Genomic DNA, 19,371 nt, shown 5'->3' with positions numbered 1-19,371 from the left:
CGGGACGGTCCGTTGGACCGCGCAGCGGTCGGCGTGCAACGGTGCATGCCCAAAGGGCCCTTTGCTCCCGTGCGCCCCCTTCCCGGGAACTGCGATCCTTAGGGGACGCATCCCTGTGGGTAGCCAGAACGGGGACTGGCGGAGGGCACCACGCGCACGCGGCACAGGGGAAGGCGCGGGCAACAGAACAGCACCAACAGGGGGGAAAGAGGGGGAATCGATGCCTCGTTGGAAAGCCTTGCCGGATGAACTCGATCCGCAGGTCAGGGAGTTCGCAAGCCAACTGCGGCGGCTCGTGGACCGCAGCGGGCTGAGCATCGCGGCGCTGGCCGACCGCACGGGCTACAGCAAGACGTCCTGGGAGCGTTATCTCAACGGCCGGCTGCTCGCGCCCAAGGGCGCGATCGTGGCGCTGGCCGAGGTCACCGGCACCAATCCCGTTCACCTGACGACCATGTGGGAGCTCGCCGAACGTGCCTGGAGCCGTTCGGAGAACCGCCACGACATGACCATGGAGGCGATCCGGATCTCCCAGGCGCGCGCCGCGCTCGGGGAGTTCGGCGGGCCTCCCACGGGGGCCAACGGGAACAAGACGGCCCGTAAGGGCGGCAGCGCCACGGTCAGCCCCGGGATCGCGGGACCGGCGGGCGTGTCCCCGACGATCCCGGCCCAGCCGACGGCACCCGACGCCGACGCCCGGGAGGAGACCGGGAAGCCCTCCGCGCCGAGCGGCCCCAACTCCTGGGGGATCGCCGGGTACGAGGGCCCGTCGCAGGCGAGCCGCCGGACCTCCGGCCAGGCGGCGACGCCCGAGACCGCGGGGCCGGCACCGGCGCAAGCCTCCCCGGACGGCCCCGGCCGGACCACGGCCAGTCCGGGCCCGTACGGCGAACCTCCCCAGGCTCCGCGCCCCGGCGGCCCCGCCGGCGCGGGGAGCGCGGGCAGGCGGCGGCTGACGATGTTCCTCGCGGGCGTCGTCGGCGCGGCGGTCGTCGTGGCCGCCGTCTTCTTCTTCACCAAGGGCGGCGACAAGAAGAACGAGGGCTCGGCCAAGTCGCCCTCCCCGTCCGCCAGCACCAACGCCAGCCTGCCCGCCGGGGTCAAGTGCAGCGGCGCGGGCTGCACCGGCAAGGACGCGGAGAGCATGGGGTGCAGCGGCGACCTGGTGACCACCGCCAAGTCCCTCGCCGTCGGCGCGGCCGTCCTGGAGGTCCGCTACAGCAAGACCTGCGGCGCGGCCTGGGGGCGGATCACCGGGGCCACGCAGGGGGACCAGGTCCGGGTCACCGTGGGCAAGGTCAAGGAGACCGGCGACATCACGACCCCCGGTGACACCATCGCGTACACGCCGATGGTGGCCGTGAAGGACGCGGCCGAGGCGAAGGCGTGCGCCACGCTGGCCTCGGGGCAGACGGGGTGCACCAAGTAGCGGGGCGGGCGGGGGACGGCCGGAAAACGATCCCGTGAGGCATGCATGGCCGGCCGGATCCTGGGCACGCGAACGGTACCCCCACGGGAGTCCGGAAACCGGTACCCCCAACCGGCGGCCGCCTTCGTCTCACCTCTCCCGGACGGGCGGCCGCCCCCTTTTGTCACTCTGTGGGACGGGCCACACCGACCCGGCCGTGCGGGATGCCGGAGGCGCGATAGCCTGACCGCTGGATCTCTCTTGACGCCAAGAGATCGATCATTCATACCCGTGATCGATCATCGCGGCGGGCACCCGGCCACAAGCCGGGGCGGGGATCCCGTACCCCAGGGGCAGGGACGCCCCACCGCCAGCTGTCATACGGAGAACGCCATGACCCGCACTCCCGTGAACGTCACCGTCACCGGCGCGGCCGGCCAGATCGGTTACGCCCTGCTCTTCCGCATCGCCTCCGGCCAGCTGCTCGGCGCGGACGTGCCGGTCAAGCTGCGCCTTCTGGAGATCACCCCGGCCCTGAAGGCCGCCGAGGGCACGGCCATGGAGCTGGACGACTGCGCGTTCCCGCTCCTGCGGGGCATCGAGATCAGCGACGACCCGAACGTCGCCTTCGACGGCGCCAACGTCGCCCTCCTCGTGGGCGCCCGCCCGCGCACCAAGGGCATGGAGCGCGGTGACCTGCTGGAGGCCAACGGCGGCATCTTCAAGCCGCAGGGCAAGGCCATCAACGACCACGCCGCCAACGACATCAAGGTCCTGGTCGTCGGCAACCCGGCCAACACCAACGCCCTGATCGCCCAGGCCGCCGCGCCGGACGTACCGGCCGAGCGCTTCACCGCGATGACCCGCCTCGACCACAACCGCGCGCTGACCCAGCTCGCGAAGAAGACGGGCTCCACGGTCGCCGACATCAAGCGCCTGACCATCTGGGGCAACCACTCCGCCACCCAGTACCCCGACATCTTCCACGCCACGGTCGCCGGCAAGAACGCCGCCGAGGTCGTGAACGACGAGAAGTGGCTGGCCGAGGACTTCATCCCGACCGTCGCCAAGCGCGGCGCCGCGATCATCGAGGCCCGTGGCGCCTCCTCCGCGGCCTCCGCCGCCAACGCCGCCATCGACCACGTGTACACCTGGGTCAACGGCACCGCCGAGGGCGACTGGACCTCCATGGGCATCCCGTCGGACGGTTCCTACGGCGTCCCGGAGGGCCTGATCTCCTCCTTCCCGGTCACCACCAAGGACGGCAAGTACGAGATCGTCCAGGGCCTGGACATCAACGAGTTCTCCCGCGCCCGTATCGACGCCTCCGTCCAGGAGCTCGCGGAGGAGCGCGAGGCGGTCCGCTCCCTCGGCCTCATCTGAGCCGACCGGCAGACCGTTTCTGTCACGAGCCCGCACGGGCCCTGTTCCGGTTTTCTGCCGGAACGGGGCCCGCGCCCGTTTTCGCCGCTACCGTCAAGAGCGGTACGCGGCACGGTGATTCGGGGGGTTCGCGATGAGCGAATGGGACAGTGGCGGTCGGGACGGCCACAGCGCGGGTTCGGGGCCGGAGCGCGAGCCGAGCGAGGAGAGGGGCCAGGCCGCGTGGTCCGCGCCCGAGCCGGACTCCCCGCCCCCGTGGGCGTCGGCGCAGACCCGTACGGCCTCGGCACCGCCCCCGCCGCCACCTCCGTGGGCGTCCGCCGAGACGCAGGTCGGCACGCCGGCACCCCCGTTCCACACGCCGCCGCAGCTGCCGCCACCGGCACAACCCCAGCCGCAGCAGCCGCAGCAGCCTCAGGCCTGGGCCCCGTCCTTCCCGGCTCCTCCCTACACCACCCAGCCCGGCGCCCCGCGGAGCGGCCCCGGCCGGGTGCTCCTCGTACTCACCGTCATCCTCGTCGCCGCGGGATCCGCTCTCGGCGTCTGGTTCCTCAACCGCGACAACGGCACCGGATCCGAGGCGAGCCCCTCCACGAGCGTGTCCGCCGGAGCCTCGACGCCGGGAACCTCGCTCCCGTCACAGACCCCCGAGAGTCCGCAGGACACCGCGCAGGGAACCCCGTCGGCCTCGACGCTCGCCTCTCCGCCCGCCGCCGGCTACCGCACCGCCCGGGACCCGGTCGGCTACACGCTCAACGTGCCCGACGGCTGGACCCGTCGGCAGAAGCAGGGCGAGAAGGCCGTGGTGGTCTTCTACGACTCCCCGTCCGACGGCCGCCAGCTGCAGATCTTCGAGCTGTCGGAGTCCACCCCGGCCGAGTCCCTGGACCTGGCCGAGAACGACTCCACCTACGGCTACTCCAACCAGCCCGGCTACCAGGCGGGCGACCGCACCTCGGGCGACACCTGGGTCGAGCTGTCGTACCGCTACGACGACAAGGACAAGGGCGCCCGCCAGGTCATCGACCACCGCTTCAAGGCAGCCGACGGCACGCTCTACGCGATCCGCTCAAGCGGCCCCGAGGACCTGTCCTCCGACCAGATCCGCGATCCCCTCGCCGCAGCGGTGACCTCCTTCTGCCCGACGAACTCCCAGTGCGGCGGGTGACCGCCGCTCCGGCGGCGCCGCGAGCTTCCCCGAGCTCTCAACTTACGTTCGGGCAGGGGAGACCCGGTCCATGTCCGAGTCCCGCTCCGCGGCCGTCAGCAGTCGTCGGCCGAGCTCGTCGGCGGCCTCCCGTAGCTCTCGTGGACGGATGATGCGGAAGGGCACGTCGAGTGCGGTGAGCTGCCGGACGTACCAGTCGGGTTCGTCGGTCGTGGCCAGCAGTCGGGTGGTGCCGTCGGCCAGTGGCTCGGGGCGGCCCAGGCTGCGCGGCAGCAGGCGGGCGACCCGGTCGGCGGGCGCGTCGACGACGACCTCGACCTCGTGGGTCCAGCCCTGGGAGAGGTGCTCCTCCAGGGTTTCCAGGGGGTCGAGCCCGGCCGGCCGGGTGAACGTGGTGTCGAGGGGCGTGGCCCGGGTGATCCGGTCCACCCGCAGGACCCGCCGGGCGTCCCTGGTGTGCGACCAGCACAGCAGGTACCAGCGGCCGTGGTGGACGACGACCGCCCACGGGTCGACCTCCATCTCCCGTACGCCCTTCGGCCCCAGGTGATAGCCGAGGCGCAGCCGGTGGTGCGCGGCGCAGGACTCGACGAGGGCGGCGGTGGTCGTGGGGTCGGGCGTCTCGGCGTACGGGTCGCCGCCGCGGGTGCTCACCGTGCGGACCGCCCGGGCCGGGCGGGCGACCGGCTCCGGGAGCACTCGCATGATCTTGCCGAGTGCCGCGCCCACCGGTCCGGCCGGGTCGGCCGCGTCGTGGTGGCCGTCGAGGACCGCCATCACCAGCCCCAGCGCCTCCGCGGCCGTGAACATCAGCGGCGGCAGCCGCAGGCCCCGGCCCACCCGGTAGCCGCCGTGCGGGCCGCGCGTCGACTCCACCGGGATCCCGGCCTCGCGCAGGATCGCGACGTACCGGCGGGCCGCCCGTTCGGAGACGCCGAGCCGCTCGGCCAGGCGCCCGGCCGTGCTGCCGGGGCTGTTCTGGAGCATCTCCAGGAGCAGCAGGGCTCGCGCGGTCGGGCTCTCGTCGTGTGTCATCCAACTCCCCGGAATTCCGGCAGCCGATCGTCCGGAACGGACCGTAGCGTGCGCGCCATGAGCGAGAACAGCGAATCCGTGGTGACCGAAGCCCTGGTGACCGAGTCCGTGGTGACCGGACCCGTGGTGACCGGACCCGTGCTGCACGAACCCGTGCTGCTCGAACCGCCCGTCGACGGCAGCGAGATCGACACCCTCCTCGGCTCCCTGGAACGGCAGCGCAGGACGCTGGCCTGGAAGTGCGAGGGCCTGGACGCGGCCGGCCTGCGCGCGACGCTCCCGCCCTCCTCGGTGTCCCTGGGCGGGCTGCTGAAGCATCTGGCCCTGGTGGAGGACGAGTACCTCACGCGGCGGCTGCTCGGGGAGAGGATGCCGGCGCCGTGGGACACGGTGCACTGGGACGCCGAGCCCGACTGGGAGTGGCGCTCCGCGGCCTCCGACACGCCCGAGCAGCTGTACGGGCTGTGGCGCGACGCCGTGGCCCGGTCCCGGGCCGGTGTCCGACGGGCGGTCGCCGAGGGCGGCGCCGGCCACCGGGCCGCCGTCACCTTCCGCACCGGCGAGTCGCCCAGCCTGCGGCGCCTCCTGGTCGACCTCATCGAGGAGTACGCCCGCCACGTCGGCCACGCCGATCTGATCCGCGAGTCGATCGACGGACGGGTGGGGGAGGACCCGCCGGCCGACTTCTGACCCGCCGGAGCCGCGGAACCGGCCTGCTTTTATCCCGTTTTGCCCGAACGTTCCGTGAGGTGGCGCACTTTCCGGTGTCGATTGCGCATGCAATCCAGCGGTCGGGGCAGGCGGCCTCCGTCCCCGAGAGTGACACGAATGTGACACAGGGGAACGGAACAGGAACGGAAGGCATCACCGAACATGGCGGACAGAACGGCACGACCGGCGACGGCGACCATCCACGCGGGAGGAGAGTGGCTGGACGCGGTCTCCGGCGCGACGCGCGAGATCATCGACCCGGCGGACGCCCTGCCCTTCGCGGTGGTCGCCGAGGGCGACGAGAAGGACGCGGAGCTCGCGGTGGCCGCCGCCCGCCGTGCCTTCGACACCGGGGACTGGCCCCGCACGCCCGTCGCCGAGCGGGCCGCGCTGCTGCGCCGGGTCGCCGACCTCCTTGTGCGCGACCGCGAAGAGCTGGGTCTGCTGGAGAGCCGGGACGCGGGCAAGACCCTCGAAGAGGGCCGTGTCGACATCGACTGCGTCGCCGACACCTTCCGCTACTTCGCCGGCCTCGTCGCCGCCGAGGCCCCCGGCCGTGTGGTCGACGCGGGCTCGGCCGACGTGCACAGCGTCGTCGTACACGAACCCGTCGGCGTCTGCGCGCTGATCACGCCCTGGAACTACCCGCTCCTGCAAGCCAGTTGGAAGATCGCCCCGGCGCTCGCCGCCGGGAACGCCTTCGTGATCAAGCCGAGCGAGATCACCCCGCTGACGACGATCGCCCTGATCGAACTGCTCGTCGAGGCCGGGCTGCCCACCGGAGTCGCCAACCTCGTCACCGGGCCCGGTCATGCGGTCGGCGCCCGGCTCGCCGAGCACCCCGACGTCGACCTGGTCTCCTTCACCGGCGGCCTGGTCAGCGGCACCAAGGTCGCCCAGGCCGCCGCCCCCACCGTCAAGAAGGTCGCCCTCGAACTCGGCGGCAAGAACCCCAACGTCGTCTTCGCCGACGCCTGCGCCACCGACGAGGGCTTCGACACCGCCGTCGACCAGGCACTCAACGCCGCCTTCATCCACAGCGGCCAGGTCTGCTCGGCCGGCGCCCGGCTCATCGTCGAGGAGCCGCTGCGCGAACGCTTCGTCGCCGAACTCGCCCGCAGGGCGGGCCGGATACGCCTCGGCCGGGGCACCGAGCCGGGCGTGGAGTGCGGCCCGCTGGTCTCCGAGCAGCAGCGCGCCAAGGTGGAGTCGTACGTCGCCTCGGCGCTCGCCGAGGGCGCGGTCCTGCGCTCCGGCGGCAAGCGGCCCGAACCCGCCGCGACCAGGCCCGAGACGGGCTACTTCTACGAGCCGACCGTCCTCGACCAGTGCCACCGGGAGATGAGGGTCGTCCGCGAGGAGGTCTTCGGACCGATCCTCACCGTTGAGACCTTCCGCACCGAGGACGAGGCCGTGGCCCTCGCCAACGACACCGAGTACGGCCTCGCCGGAGCCGTCTGGACCGCCGACGCGGGCCGCGCCCGGCGCGTCGCCGGACGGCTGCGGCACGGCACCGTCTGGATCAACGACTTCCACCCCTACCTCCCGCAGGCGGAGTGGGGCGGCTTCGGCAAGAGCGGCGTGGGCCGCGAGCTGGGACCCGCCGGGCTCGCCGAGTACCGCGAGGCCAAGCACGTCTACCAGAACCTCGCGCCGAAGCCCGTGCGCTGGTTCGCCGGCTGAGCCCCGCCCCCCGGCCCCCCTCCCGGCCTCTCTCCCCGATCCCTCCGGAGCAAGAACCCCCATGCCTGAAACGCCCGAAACCCCCCACGTCTACGACTACGTCGTCATCGGCGGCGGCACCGCGGGCTCCGTCATCGCCTCCCGCCTCACCGAGAGCCCCGACGTCACCGTCGCCGTCATCGAGGGCGGCCCCAGTGACGTCGGCCGCGACGACGTCCTCACCCTGCGCCGCTGGACGGGCCTGCTCGGCGGCGAGCTCGACTACGACTACCCGACCACCGAGCAGCCGCGCGGCAACTCCCACATCCGGCACAGCCGCGCCCGTGTCCTCGGCGGCTGTTCCTCCCACAACACCCTCATCGCCTTCAAGCCGCTGCCGTCCGACTGGGACGAGTGGGAGACGGCCGGCGCCAAGGGCTGGGGCGCGGTGCCCATGGAGGCGTACTACGCCAGGCTGCTCAACAACATCGTCCCGGTCGACGAGAAGGACCGGAACGCCATCGCCCGCGACTTCGTCGAGGCCGCGCAGGAAGCGCTGGGCGTGCCCCGCATCGAGGGCTTCAACCGCAAGCCGTTCACCGAGGGCACCGGCTTCTTCGACCTCGCCTACCACCCCGAGAACAACAAGCGCTCCTCCGCCTCGGTGGCCTATCTGCACCCGGTGATGGACGAGCGCCCCAACCTGACGATCCTGCTGGAGACCTGGGCGCACAAGCTGGAGCTGGACGGCACCCGCGTACGGGGCGTGCACGCGCGCACCAAGGACGGCGAGGAACTCCTGGTCCGGGCCCGCGGCGAGGTCCTGCTGTGCGCGGGCGCGGTCGACTCGCCCCGCCTGCTGATGCACTCCGGCATCGGCCCGAAGGCGGATCTGGAGAAGCTCGGCATGCCCGTCGCGCTCGATCTGCCCGGCGTCGGCGAGAACCTCCTCGACCACCCCGAGTCGGTGATCGTCTGGGAGACCCACGGTCCCCTTCCGGAGAACTCCGCGATGGACTCCGACGCGGGCCTGTTCGTGCGCCGCGACCCCGAACACGCGGGCCCGGACCTGATGTTCCACTTCTACCAGGTCCCGTTCACCGACAACCCCGAGCGACTGGGCTACGAGCGCCCCGAGTTCGGCGTCTCCATGACCCCGAACATCCCCAAGCCGAAGAGCCGCGGCCGGCTGTACCTGACCAGCTCGGACCCGGCCGAGAAGCCCGCGCTGGACTTCCGCTACTTCACCGACGAGGACGACTACGACGGCCGCACCCTCGTCGACGGCATCCGTATCGCCCGTGAGATCGCGAAGACCGAGCCGCTGGCCGGCCGGCTGAAGCGCGAGGTGTGCCCCGGCCCGGAGATCACCGGCGACAAGGAGCTGAGCGAGTACGCCCGCAAGGTCGCGCACACCGTCTACCACCCGGCGGGCACCTGCCGCATGGGCGCGGCCGACGACGAACTGGCCGTGGTGGACCCCGAGTTGCGTATCCGGGGCCTCGACGGCATCCGCATAGCCGACGCGTCCGTCTTCCCGACCATGACCGCCGTGAACCCGATGATCGCGGTGCTCATGGTCGGGGAGAAGGCAGCCGACCTGATCGGAGGTGAGGCCTGATGGCTCTCACGGTCCCCACCCGCAAGCCGCCCACCGGCGACTCCACCGACACCCCCGTCTTCGCCGTCGAGGGCCTGTGGAAGGTCTTCGGACCCAAGGCGGAGCGCGTCCCCGCCGACGCCGAGCTCGCCGCCCTCCCGCCCGCCGAACTGCGCTCCCGCACCGGCTGCACGGCCGCCGTCCAGGACGTCTCCTTCGACGTGCGCAAGGGCGAGGTCTTCGTCGTCATGGGCCTGTCCGGCTCCGGCAAGTCCACGCTGGTGCGCTGTCTGACCCGGCTCATCGAGCCGACCGCAGGCTCGATCGCCATCGACGGCGAGAACGTCCGCGCCATGGACCGCGCCCGGCTGCGCGAACTGCGCCGCCACCGCGCCGCGATGGTCTTCCAGCACTTCGGCCTGCTCCCGCACCGCACGGTCCTCGACAACGTGGCGTACGGCCTGGAGATCCAGGGCGTCGGCAGGTCCGAGCGCCGGGCGCGGGCCCAGAAGGTCGTCGCCAAAGTCGGCCTGGAGGGCCTGGAGAAGCGCCGGCCCGGCCAGCTGTCCGGCGGCCAGCGCCAGCGCGTCGGACTGGCCCGCGCGCTGGCCGTCGACCCCGAAGTGCTGCTCTTCGACGAGCCGTTCAGCGCCCTCGACCCGCTGATCCGGCGGGACATGCAGGACGAGGTGGTACGGCTGCACCGGGAGGAGGGCCGCACGATGGTCTTCATCACCCATGACCTGGCCGAGGCGCTCAAGCTCGGCGACCGTATCGCCCTCATGCGCGACGGCCGCGTCGTCCAGCTCGGCACCCCGGAGGAGATCGTCGGCTCCCCGGCCGACGACTACGTCCGCGAGTTCGTCCGTGACGTTCCGCGCGAGCAGGTCATGACGGTCCGCACGGCGATGCGGCCCGGCGACTGCGGCGGCCCCGAGCATCCCGGCGCGCTCGCCCCCGACGCCGTCGTCGCCGACGCGATCAAGGCGGTGGCCCGCAGTGGGAAGGCCGCCTGCGTCATGGACGACGGACGGTGCCTGGGGGTGGTGGACCACGAGCGGCTGATCGACGTGGTCGCCGGAACGGAGCTGCCCAGGGAGGTGGCCTGATGGCCACGGTCACCGCCGCCGCTCCGCGGCTCGCGCTGCCCGGATTCCTCCGGCGCCCCGCCGCCCGCAAGCTTGTGCTGCTCACCCTCGCCGCGGCCGTGCTCGTCCCCCTGGCGGCCGCCCGCTGGGCGAGCGGAACCTGGCCGCACGCCCTCACCGTCGACCTGTCCGGGCCGCTCACCAGCGCCGGTGACTGGGTGATCGACCACCGGGACAGCCACCCGCTGTTCCTCTACTTCTTCGGCTACCTCAGCAACGCGGTCGTCCTGTCCGTACGCGTCGTGTACCTGGCGCTTCTCGCGGCGGGCTGGGCGGGAGTCACCGCCGTCGGCGCACTCGTCGCCTGGCGGGTCGCGGGCGTCCGCCTCGCGCTGGGCACCGCCTCCGCGTTCGTGGTCTGCGGTCTGCTCGGCATGTGGGTGCCGACCATGCAGACCCTGGCCCTGATGGTGGTCGCCGTACTCGCGTCCGTGGTCGTGGGCGCCCTGCTCGGCCTCGCCGCCGGGCTCTCCGACCGCCTCGACCGCGCCCTGCGCCCGGTCCTGGACACCATGCAGGTGCTCCCGGCGTTCGCCTATCTGCTCCCCGTCGTCCTGGTCTTCGGCATCGGCGTCCCCGCGGCTGTCCTCGCCACCGTCGTCTACGCCGCCCCGCCGATGGCCCGCCTCACCGCGCTGGGCCTGCGCGGCGCCGACCCCGAGGTCCTGGAGGCCGTGGAGTCGCTGGGCGCCACGGGCCGCCAGCGCCTGGTGACCGCCCGCATCCCGCTGGCCCGCAAGGAACTCCTCCTCGGCCTCAACCAGACGATCATGATGGCCCTGTCGATGGCGGTCATCGCGTCGGTCATCGGCGCCGGCGGCCTCGGCGACCGCGTCTACCAGGCGCTGGCCTCCGTCGACGTGGGCGCGGCACTCGCCGCCGGAATCCCGATCGTGCTGCTCGCCGTCGTCCTGGACCGGGTGACCGGCGCGGCGGGGGAGAAGCTCGGCGAGGGCCACCGCGATCTGCGGCCCTGGGCCTACGGCGCCCTCGTGGCCGTCGCCGCCGCCCTGGCCGCGCGTCTTGCCGGGCGCCTCGACTGGCCCTCCGGCTGGGTCCTGCACATCGCCGAACCGGTCAACCGCGCCGTCGACTGGATGACCGCCCACCTCTACTCCGGCGTCCCGTACATCGGCGGCACCGCGGACTGGGCGGGACACTTCACCACCTGGGTCCTGGACCCCGTCCGCAGCGGCCTGCAGTGGCTGCCCTGGTGGTCGGTCCTGCTGATCGTCGCCGCCCTGGCCTGGCTGATCGGCACCTGGCGCACCGCCCTGACCGCCGTCCTCGCGATGGCCGCGATCGGTGTGCTCGGCGTGTGGGAGCCGTCCCTGGACACGCTCTCCCAGGTCCTCGCGGCCGTTGCCGTCACCCTGGTGCTCGGCTTCGCGACCGGCATCGCCGCCGCCCGCAGCGACCGCTTCGAACGGGCCCTGCGCCCGGTGCTGGACGTCTTCCAGACGATGCCGCAGTTCGTGTATCTGATCCCGGTCGTCGCACTGTTCGGCGTCGGCCGTGCCCCCGCCGTCGCCGCGGCCGTCGTCTACGCGCTCCCGGCCGTCGTACGGATCACCGCGCAGGGTCTGCGCCAGGTCGACCCGGCCGCGCTGGAGTCGGCCCGCTCGCTCGGCGCGACCGGCCGCCAGCAGCTCTGGCAGGTACAGCTCCCGCTGGCCCGCCCGGCGCTGCTGCTCGCCGTCAACCAGGGCGTGGTCCTGGTCCTCGCCGTGGTCATCATCGGCGGCCTGGTCGGCGGTGGCGCCCTCGGCTACGACGTCACCTTCGGCCTGGCCCAGGGCGACCTGGCGACCGGACTGGTCGCCGGCGCGGCCATCGTCTGCCTCGGCCTGGTGCTCGACCGGGTGACCCAGCCGACGGAACGCCGCGCGAGGAAGGGAGCCTGACATGCGCCGTACGACGATCACGGCCGCCGTGGCCGTGCTGGCCCTCACCACCGGGTGCGGGGCCGCCGACATGACCAAGCAGGCCTCGCCCTTCGCCAACGCCCAGGGAGCGAAGACCGTCACGCTCTCCGTGCAGTCCTGGGTGGGTGCGCAGTCCAACGTGGCCGTGGCCCAGTACCTCCTGGAGCACGAACTGGGCTACCGCGTCGACACCGTCCAGGTCGACGAGGTCCCCGCCTGGGACGCACTCAGCCAGGGCCGTGTCGACGCGATCCTGGAGGACTGGGGCCACCCCGACCAGGAGAAGCGGTACGTCGACGACAAGAAGACCATCGCGCACGGCGGCGACCTCGGGGTGACCGGGCACATCGGCTGGTACGTCCCGACGTACCTCGCCGAGCAGCACCCGGACATCACGGACTGGAGGAACCTGAACAAGTACGCCTCGCTCTTCCGCACCGCGGAGAGCGGCGGCAAGGGCCAGCTGATGGACGGCTCCCCGTCCTACGTCACCAACGACAAGGCGCTGGTGACCAACCTCAAGCTGGACTACCAGGTGGTGTTCGCCGGCTCCGAGGCGGCGCAGATCACCCAGATCAAGCAGTTCGCCAAGGAGAAGAAGCCCTTCCTGACGTACTGGTACGCGCCCCAGTGGCTGTTCAAGAAGGTCCCGATGACCGAGGTGAAGCTGCCTGTGTACAAGGACGGCTGCGACGCGGACCTGAAGAAGATCACCTGCGCCTACCCGCACACCCCGCTGCAGAAGTACCTGAACACGGACTTCGCCGAGTCGGGCGGCAAGGCGGCGTCGTTCCTGAAGAAGTTCCAGTGGACGACGGAGGACCAGAACGAGGTCTCCCTGATGATCGCCGACAAGAAGATGAGCCCGCAGGACGCGGCGAAGCAGTGGGTGCGGAGCCATCCGTCGGTGTGGAAGGCGTGGCTTTCCTGACGCGCGTCGTGAAAAGTCCCTCGCCCGCCGAACCCAGTGTGGATTCGGCGGGCGAGGGAGTGTCAGGAATCAGTCGGTGTCCGTGGCAGCGAGGACCGCGATCTCCTGCCCGCCCGGTCGCAGGGCGGCCACGGCGAGGTCCCAGGCCACTTGCTGGAACCAGTCCGACGAGGCGTCGGCGATGAACCAGTGTGCCTGTTCGACCAGCATGGCCGTGTGCTCGATCGGCGCGTCCGGGGCGGCGCCGACCAGGCCGCCGAGGGAGCGCCAGGCGGCGAGCCGCCCATACGCACCGAACATGCCGTTGCCGTAGGCGGGGCTGCGCACCGCCGCGGTGAGCAGCACCCGCAGCACCCTGTCGGAGGTGGCCGGGTGCAGCCGGGCCCTGGTCTCTGCCGTGGGCCATGCGGTGAGTGGCAGCCGCTCGAAGACGGCTGCGAAGTCGTCCGGTGAGACAGGCGACGCGGACCAGAACTCCTGCGCGGCGACCATGCCGTTGGACTCGTCGAGCCAGTGCCGCACGGCAGCGCTCATGGCCTCGGCCACCTCCGGAACGGTGATGTCCGCCGGATCGACCGAGGCACTGCGCCGGCGCATCTCCGGGGAGACATGGAGTTCGGGTTGGTCGCTGTGCTTCTCCACCGTTGCCGGGGGCAGGGCCCACGTCCAGTCGTGCGGAGCGTGCGTCGGCCTGAGCAGCGCACGCTCCGCCGGCAGCAGGCGGAGCGGCAGGGGCGCGAGCGGATGCTCCTCGGTCACGAGCGCCTCGCCGAAGGACCGCAGAAGCGGGTACTGGAGGACTGCGACGCCCACGAGTACCAGCTCTTGCAGCAGGCAGGCCCTGAACTCGTCCGACGCCGCGGTGCCGAGCTGCTCGCCGTAGACGACCGGGACGATGTCCGCAGGCCGATGCCCCAGGGCCACGAGGTGGGCCAGGCGCCGCTCGGCCCTGGTCCGAGCCGGCCCTCCGGCCTGCAGGCTGCTTGGCAGACACAGCAAAGCACGCAGGCTCTGCTGTCCCGCCGTGGTGGCAAGGGCCGTCTGCAACCGGTCGAGCAGGAAGGCGTGTTCGGATGCATCCGCGCCTTTGCGGGCGGCCCGCCGGGCGAGCTCCGCGCCGAGCAGCGTCGCCCACTCGAAGTCTCCGGACGAAACCCGATGCCGGATCTCGTCGCCAAGTGCGGACGCGGCCGAGAAGTCACTGTCCAGCAGTTCTCTGATCCGCTGAGTCATGTCGCTGTGCATGGTGGAATCACTTTGCCTCACGCTCATCGAGTCAGGACCGGGCCGGCGCCATGTGGCGCCGGCCCGGTCCCGTTCTTCCGCTTCTTCTACGACGCGGCGCGGACCGCTACGGCGCGGCCACCGGATAGGCGCTCAGAATCTCCTTGGTCTGCGGATTGACCGCAATCTGCAGATACTTCTCGCCCCTGGTTCCGATGGCTCTTCCCATCGGGAAGACGAACCTGAAGGCGTCCGCGGGATCCTTTATCGCCTTGCTCTGCATGGCCCACGCCTCGTCCACCAGGGCGAGGACCTTGCCGGGGTCCTTCTCGATGAACACCGTGTGCGTCGCTCTGGAGGCATCGGGCACCGTGTGGGCGAGCACGTGGTCGATCTTGTTGCCGAACTTCCTGTCGAGGCCGTAGATCAGCCCGCCGGGCGACTGGAGCCTGCCGCCGCCCAGGTCGGCGAAACCGATCGGGCAGAACGTGTTGTGCACGAGAACCGGCGTGGTCCCCGCCAGCACGTAGTAGGTGTGGATCTCGGCGACGCTCAGGTTGTAGGCGGAGTGCAGCCGCTGGTAGCGGTGGACGCCTACGACGGTGACGGTCGCGCCGCTGTTCGTGCGCAGCGTCTGGCCGGGCCTGAGATCGCCGGCGTCGATCCAGCGGTGGGCGCTGGGCGACCAGAACGGGTGATGCTGTGTGGCGGTGATCCGTGACCGGCCGGCGTCGATCGTGATGTCGGCGAAGTCGGTGTCGTCCGGCGTGTAGATCGTGTCGGTGACAGCGCGGCCCGCGGTCCGGCCGCTTCCGGGATCGGTGGCGAGGACCGCGTCACCGGCCCTGACGTCCTTGATCGCCTTGGTCGTGCCATCGGCCATCAACACGTGCGTGGCGCCGGGGAAGCTGTTGGGCCGGCATGCCATGCGGGACTCTTCGTAGGCGTTCACCGACCGCTCGATGCTCGCCAACGCCTCCGCGTCGATGTCCAGAGCACGCAGTGCCTTCATCGCGTCGGCGACGCCGATGCCGGTGCGCATGGCGGCGTCCACGGCGCGGATCGCATCGGCGACCTTGCCGATGGGCCCGCCGAGCGGGAGCCAGGTCGCGGCCCAGAAGCAGTCGCTCGCACTGCCCTCGCCGCCGCCGAAGGCCTTGTGGTAGCAGCCGGTGAAGTCACCCTTGATCGACTTGGCGATGCCCTTCCAGACGTCGACGGTCGCGTCCCACGTGGAGATCTTGACCGTTTTGGTCTGGTCCTTGATGGTGACCGTCTTCAGGAAGTACGTGTCGTCCACCGGGCAGCCGGCCGGGGTGGCGGGCACGTCGGGGTTTGCGCACAGGTAGAAGCTGACCACCGCGTCGAAGTGCGCGACGTACACGATCTTGTCGCAGACCACGACGTCGTGGCACTCGTTGGGGAGGCGCTCGGGCTCCCCGCGCTGCCTGATCTCGTCGATGACGGAGAAGACCCCGCCGACACCGGTCCCCGAGCCGTTCTTGACGTTCTTGCTTGCCTGAGCCGCCTCCGCTTCCGTGGCGGCCTGTTGGGCCTCCGTGGAGTACTTGTCGGCGTCCTTGGCCGCTTGTTCGGCTTCGGTGGCGGCGGTGTCGGCGCGGGTGGCGGCGGCGCGGGCGTCCTTGGCGTCCTGTTCGGCCTGGGTGGCCGCGGCGCGGGCGGCCGAGGCGTCGAGTTCGGCCTGGTCGGCGGAGTCGCGGGCGTCCTTGGCGTAGCCCTCGGCGTTGCCGGCTGCCTTGTCGGCGGCCGCGGCGTCGGCGGCTGCCTGCTTGTCGTACTCGATGGTGCGGGCCAGTGAGTCGGCCGCCTTGGAAGCGGCGGTGGCGGCGTCGGCCGCGTAGCCGAGGGCGTCCTTGGAGTAGGTGCGGGCGTCGGCCGCGTACTGGGCGGCGTTCGCGGCGTGCTGGTAGGCCTCCTTCGCGTCGCCCTTCGCCTGGTCGGCGAGGTTCTTGGCGGCCTGGGCCTCGGCGGCGGCGTTGCCGGCGTGCGCCTGGGCCACGGCCTGCTGCTGCTCCGCGATCGACTTCGACGCCTGTCCGGTCAGGACGACCAGGCCGGCGGCGGAGTCGGTGTCGACGTACGGAGAGCCGAGCTGGACGGCGTCGTTGGCGGGGGCAGCGACCTGTTCGGCGGCCTTGGCGGCGTCGACGGCGGCCTGGGCGGTGACATGGGCGAAGCCGGCGGCCTTGGCCGCTGCGGCGATGGCCTTCACGGCTTCCGCGTTGGCGGCGTCGGCCTGGGTCCTGGCGTCCTTGGCGTGCTGTTCGGCCTCGTCGGCGAGCTTGACCGCGGTCTGGGCCTCGGCGGCGGCGTCCTTGGACGCCTTGATGGCGTCGGCGACCGCGGCCGTCGAGGTCTTCACCGCGGCGTCGGCCTTGAGCTTGTCGGCCTGGGCGGCGTCGGAGGCGGCGCGGGCGCGCTTGGCGGCCGCCTCGGCGCGGGTGGCGGCGGCGTCCGCCGCGGCTGCGGCCTCGGTGGCGGCATTGGCCTCGGAACCGGCCTTGTCCGCCGCGGTTTCCGCGTCGTCGGCGGCCTTGTCCGCCTCGTTCGCGGCCGCGCGGGCGTCCTCTGCCGCGGAACCGGAGCTGAGCTTGTCGGCGTAGGCCTCCTTGGCGTCGGCCTTCGCTCGCTTGGCGTTGGCCTCCTGCCGCGCGTCCCAGGCGTCGTCGCGCATGGCCTTGGCGTGGTCCCTGGCCTTGACCGCGTCGTCCCGCTTGCCCTGGGCGGTCTTCTCGGCGGCCTCGGCCCGGTCCTTGGCGTCACTGGCCTTGGTCGCCTCGGCCTCGGCGTTCTTCCTGTGCTCGGCGGCCTCGGCCTGCTTGGCGGCAGCCGTCTCCTTCTCGGCCTTGGCCGTCTTCTCCTCGGCCTCCGCGGTGAGCCGCTTGGCGTGCGCGTCGGCGGCGGCCGCCTTCGCGTCACCTTCGGCCTTGAGCGCGACGGCGAGCTTGGCCTCCGCGGTCTCCTTGTCCTTCTTCGCGTTGTCGCGGTGCACCTTGGCCGCGTCCGCGGCCGCCTTGGCCTGGAACTCGGCCGTCTTCGCGGCCTCCTTGCGGAACTCCGCCTTGGCCTGCGCGGCCTGCGCCAGCGCACGCTGCGCGATGGTCGCACTGTCCCCGGCGGCAGCACGGGTGGCGGCCTCGGCCGTCTCACCGGCCTTCACCAACGCCGTCAGAGCCGCGACCGCACCCTTGGTCACCTGCGCCTTCTGCTGACCCACCAGCAGACCCCGACCCCTCGGCGCACCATTGGCGTCCGCGGTGTTGTAGGCGGTCTGCAGCGCGGTGTCCGAACTGGTCGCGGCCTTCTGCGCGGCGGCCAACTGCGCCTTGAGCACGGCCAGCTGGGCCTTCGCGCCGGTCTGGGCGGCGCTCACCCCGTTCTTCGCCTGGGTGAACTGCGCCTTGTCCGGGTAGCTCAAACTAGCGTCGCCGGTGTGCCCCTTGGGCACGACGCGCAGTTTCTGCGAGGCCGAGCTGTTGCAGGTCAGCAGCGAGGAGTTCTTGCTGTTGTCGAACGAGGGCAGGTTCAGGCACTTGTCCGTCGCGGCGTTGCGGAACACGCCCGCCGCCCGCAGATCGAAGTCCCACTGCTGCGCCTTGCTGCCGTTGCAGCTCGAGATCTGGATCTTCGTGCCGTCGGCGTTTTTGCCGCCGGCCACCTCCAGGCACTTCTGCGACTTGGTGTTCGCCAGGGCGTAGCCGCCGTCGTACGTGCCCCGCAACTGCCACTCCTGCGCGGAGCCGGCGTTGCAGGTGTAGACCTGGACCGCGGTGCCGTTGGCCGTGCCGCCGCCCTCCACGTCCAGGCACTTCCCCTTGGCGCCGGGGATCTCGATGGTCAGCGGGGCGTCGCCGATGTATCCGGCACCGCCCGCCGACCAGTAGTCCTGCCAGCGGGTGGCGTGGTCGGCGATCCAGGAGTGCCCGAGCATCTCGCCCAGGGCCTTGGTGCCCTTGGTCAGCGCGTCGACCGCTGCCTTGTTGGCGTCGAGGATCTGGTTGCGCTGGGTGGCCTGGGAGGCGATCTCCTGCTGCCACTCGCCGGCCGCGGTGGAGGTGATGTCGTCCAGCACACCGTTCGGATCCAGCGGATCACGCCAGCCGCACGCGGCGAAGCGGGACTTCACGTCCTCCACCGCGATCCGGTACTCGGGCGTGCCCGGCTGCGGTGCGGTGCGCGGGAAGCCGCCCGAGGCCAGGAAGATCCGCGCGTCGTCCGCACCCGGGTTCGCACTGGGACGGCCGTGCATCCACTCGAACGCGGCGTGCTCGGCCAGCGCCTGGTTGAACTCCTCCCGGGTCTTGCCCACCGAGCTGGGGTCCTGCCCGTACAGGGAGGCGCCCACCTGGTCGACGGCAGCGAGGGTCTTCTCGTCGGCCGCCGGGGTCTCGTCGTCGTAGAAGTCGGAGTCGGTCCGCCAGTACCGGTCGGAGATCCACGACGTCAGACCGGTCTGCCCGTAGAACGACTGCTGACCGTCGTTACCGGTGCCCGGCGGCCAGTGGAACCCGGTCACGGTGAACCCGCCCGGCGTCTCCAGACCGTCCAGCGGCTTCTTCCAGGACTCCTGGAGCGCGGACAGCGCCGCGCCCTCCTTGCTCGCCGCGTCCTTGTCCGTCTTGTAGGCGACGGCCAGCGGTGTCTTCTCCCAGTTCTTCCGGTCGGCCGCGACATGCAGCTTCTCCGGCGGCTGGTTGAGGCCGTCCTGCGCGGTGGCGGCCATCGACGTGCCGCCGAGCCGCAGCACGTCGGCCATCAGGCACTGGTCCTGCCGCAACTGCTCGGCAGCCGTGTCCTCGTACCAGGGGTAGGAGTCGCTCACCGGCTGGCCCCGCAGCGGCGACGCGCCGGGCTGGACCGCCAACCCGGCCAGCACCGCCAACGCCACGGCGGAGGTGGTCACAAACCCTGAACTGCGTGATCTGGCCAGGCGGGACCATCGTGTGGAACGCAAAGAGGCATCCTTGTCTTCGTCAAGGGGGATGCGTGCCGGGAGCAGCCCAGAAGCCGTACGAACGGGTACGGCGGCATGACGAAGCGAACTTTCCCCGTGAGCGACGGTGTTCCCCCGGTCGCTGATGGATGTGCACGGACGCGGGCAGGTCAGGCCCGGTCATGCGCAGACACCATATGCGCACGTCATGCACACGTAAAG

12 protein-coding genes are annotated in these 19,371 nt (G+C 71.7%); 9 read left to right on the top strand and 3 right to left on the bottom strand.

Annotation, left to right across the window (positions count from 1 at the left end):
* Positions 1-220 precede the first annotated feature (220 nt).
* From ACZ4EG_RS29055 to ACZ4EG_RS29045, 3 genes are all read left to right on the top strand, one after another.
* Positions 221-1,429: a helix-turn-helix domain-containing protein gene (locus tag ACZ4EG_RS29055; RefSeq protein WP_467792680.1), complete on the top strand. Its 1,209-nt coding sequence runs from the start codon at positions 221-223 to the stop codon at positions 1,427-1,429.
* A gap of 372 nt (positions 1,430-1,801) precedes the next feature.
* Entirely contained in the window at positions 1,802-2,791 is a 990-nt protein-coding gene (locus ACZ4EG_RS29050) for a malate dehydrogenase (RefSeq protein ID WP_453551128.1), read from the top strand.
* 133 nt (positions 2,792-2,924) lie between these two features.
* Complete coding sequence (locus tag ACZ4EG_RS29045) at positions 2,925-3,959, top strand: hypothetical protein (RefSeq protein WP_467792679.1); 1,035 nt, start codon at positions 2,925-2,927, stop codon at positions 3,957-3,959.
* 42 nt (positions 3,960-4,001) lie between these two features.
* Here the strand turns inward: ACZ4EG_RS29045 and ACZ4EG_RS29040 are convergent, their stop codons facing one another.
* Positions 4,002-4,994, bottom strand: a complete 993-nt coding sequence (locus tag ACZ4EG_RS29040; protein WP_467792678.1) for a helix-turn-helix transcriptional regulator — start codon at positions 4,992-4,994, stop codon at positions 4,002-4,004.
* Positions 4,995-5,051: 57 nt separating this feature from the next.
* Here ACZ4EG_RS29040 and ACZ4EG_RS29035 point away from each other — a divergent pair, with 57 nt between their 5' ends.
* The 6 genes from ACZ4EG_RS29035 to ACZ4EG_RS29010 all read left to right on the top strand — a co-directional run bounded on the left by ACZ4EG_RS29035 (position 5,052) and on the right by ACZ4EG_RS29010 (position 12,971).
* Entirely contained in the window at positions 5,052-5,684 is a 633-nt protein-coding gene (locus tag ACZ4EG_RS29035) for a DinB family protein (protein WP_467792677.1), read from the top strand.
* A 183-nt stretch (positions 5,685-5,867) separates the two neighbouring features.
* Positions 5,868-7,388: an aldehyde dehydrogenase family protein gene (locus ACZ4EG_RS29030; protein ID WP_467792676.1), complete on the top strand. Its 1,521-nt coding sequence runs from the start codon at positions 5,868-5,870 to the stop codon at positions 7,386-7,388.
* A gap of 61 nt (positions 7,389-7,449) precedes the next feature.
* On the top strand, positions 7,450-8,988 hold the full coding sequence (locus ACZ4EG_RS29025; protein ID WP_467792675.1) for a GMC family oxidoreductase: 1,539 nt from the start codon (positions 7,450-7,452) through the stop codon (positions 8,986-8,988).
* The gene (locus tag ACZ4EG_RS29020; RefSeq protein ID WP_453551111.1) at positions 8,988-10,076 is read left to right on the top strand and encodes a quaternary amine ABC transporter ATP-binding protein; all 1,089 of its coding nucleotides are present in this window, start codon (positions 8,988-8,990) and stop codon (positions 10,074-10,076) included. The genes ACZ4EG_RS29025 and ACZ4EG_RS29020 overlap by 1 nt, the downstream gene beginning before the upstream one ends.
* Entirely contained in the window at positions 10,076-12,019 is a 1,944-nt protein-coding gene (locus ACZ4EG_RS29015; protein WP_453551109.1) for an ABC transporter permease, read from the top strand. The genes ACZ4EG_RS29020 and ACZ4EG_RS29015 overlap by 1 nt, the downstream gene beginning before the upstream one ends.
* A gap of 1 nt (position 12,020) precedes the next feature.
* Positions 12,021-12,971 carry an ABC transporter substrate-binding protein gene (locus tag ACZ4EG_RS29010; protein ID WP_467792674.1) on the top strand — a complete coding sequence of 317 codons (951 nt, stop codon included), beginning with the start codon at positions 12,021-12,023 and terminating at the stop codon, positions 12,969-12,971.
* A 69-nt stretch (positions 12,972-13,040) separates the two neighbouring features.
* Here ACZ4EG_RS29010 and ACZ4EG_RS29005 read toward each other — a convergent pair whose 3' ends face one another.
* Positions 13,041-14,204: a DUF6183 family protein gene (locus ACZ4EG_RS29005; protein WP_467792673.1), complete on the bottom strand. Its 1,164-nt coding sequence runs from the start codon at positions 14,202-14,204 to the stop codon at positions 13,041-13,043.
* A 118-nt stretch (positions 14,205-14,322) separates the two neighbouring features.
* Positions 14,323-18,972 (bottom strand): RICIN domain-containing protein, encoded by a 4,650-nt coding sequence (locus tag ACZ4EG_RS29000; protein ID WP_467792795.1) that lies wholly within the window; start codon positions 18,970-18,972, stop codon positions 14,323-14,325.
* Positions 18,973-19,371 lie beyond the last annotated feature (399 nt).

The sequence above is a fragment of the Streptomyces sp. NPDC025638 genome (genome assembly GCF_055558775.1).
Note: the sequence above shows the minus strand (reverse complement) of the source record. Positions and strands in the feature narration are given on the sequence as shown.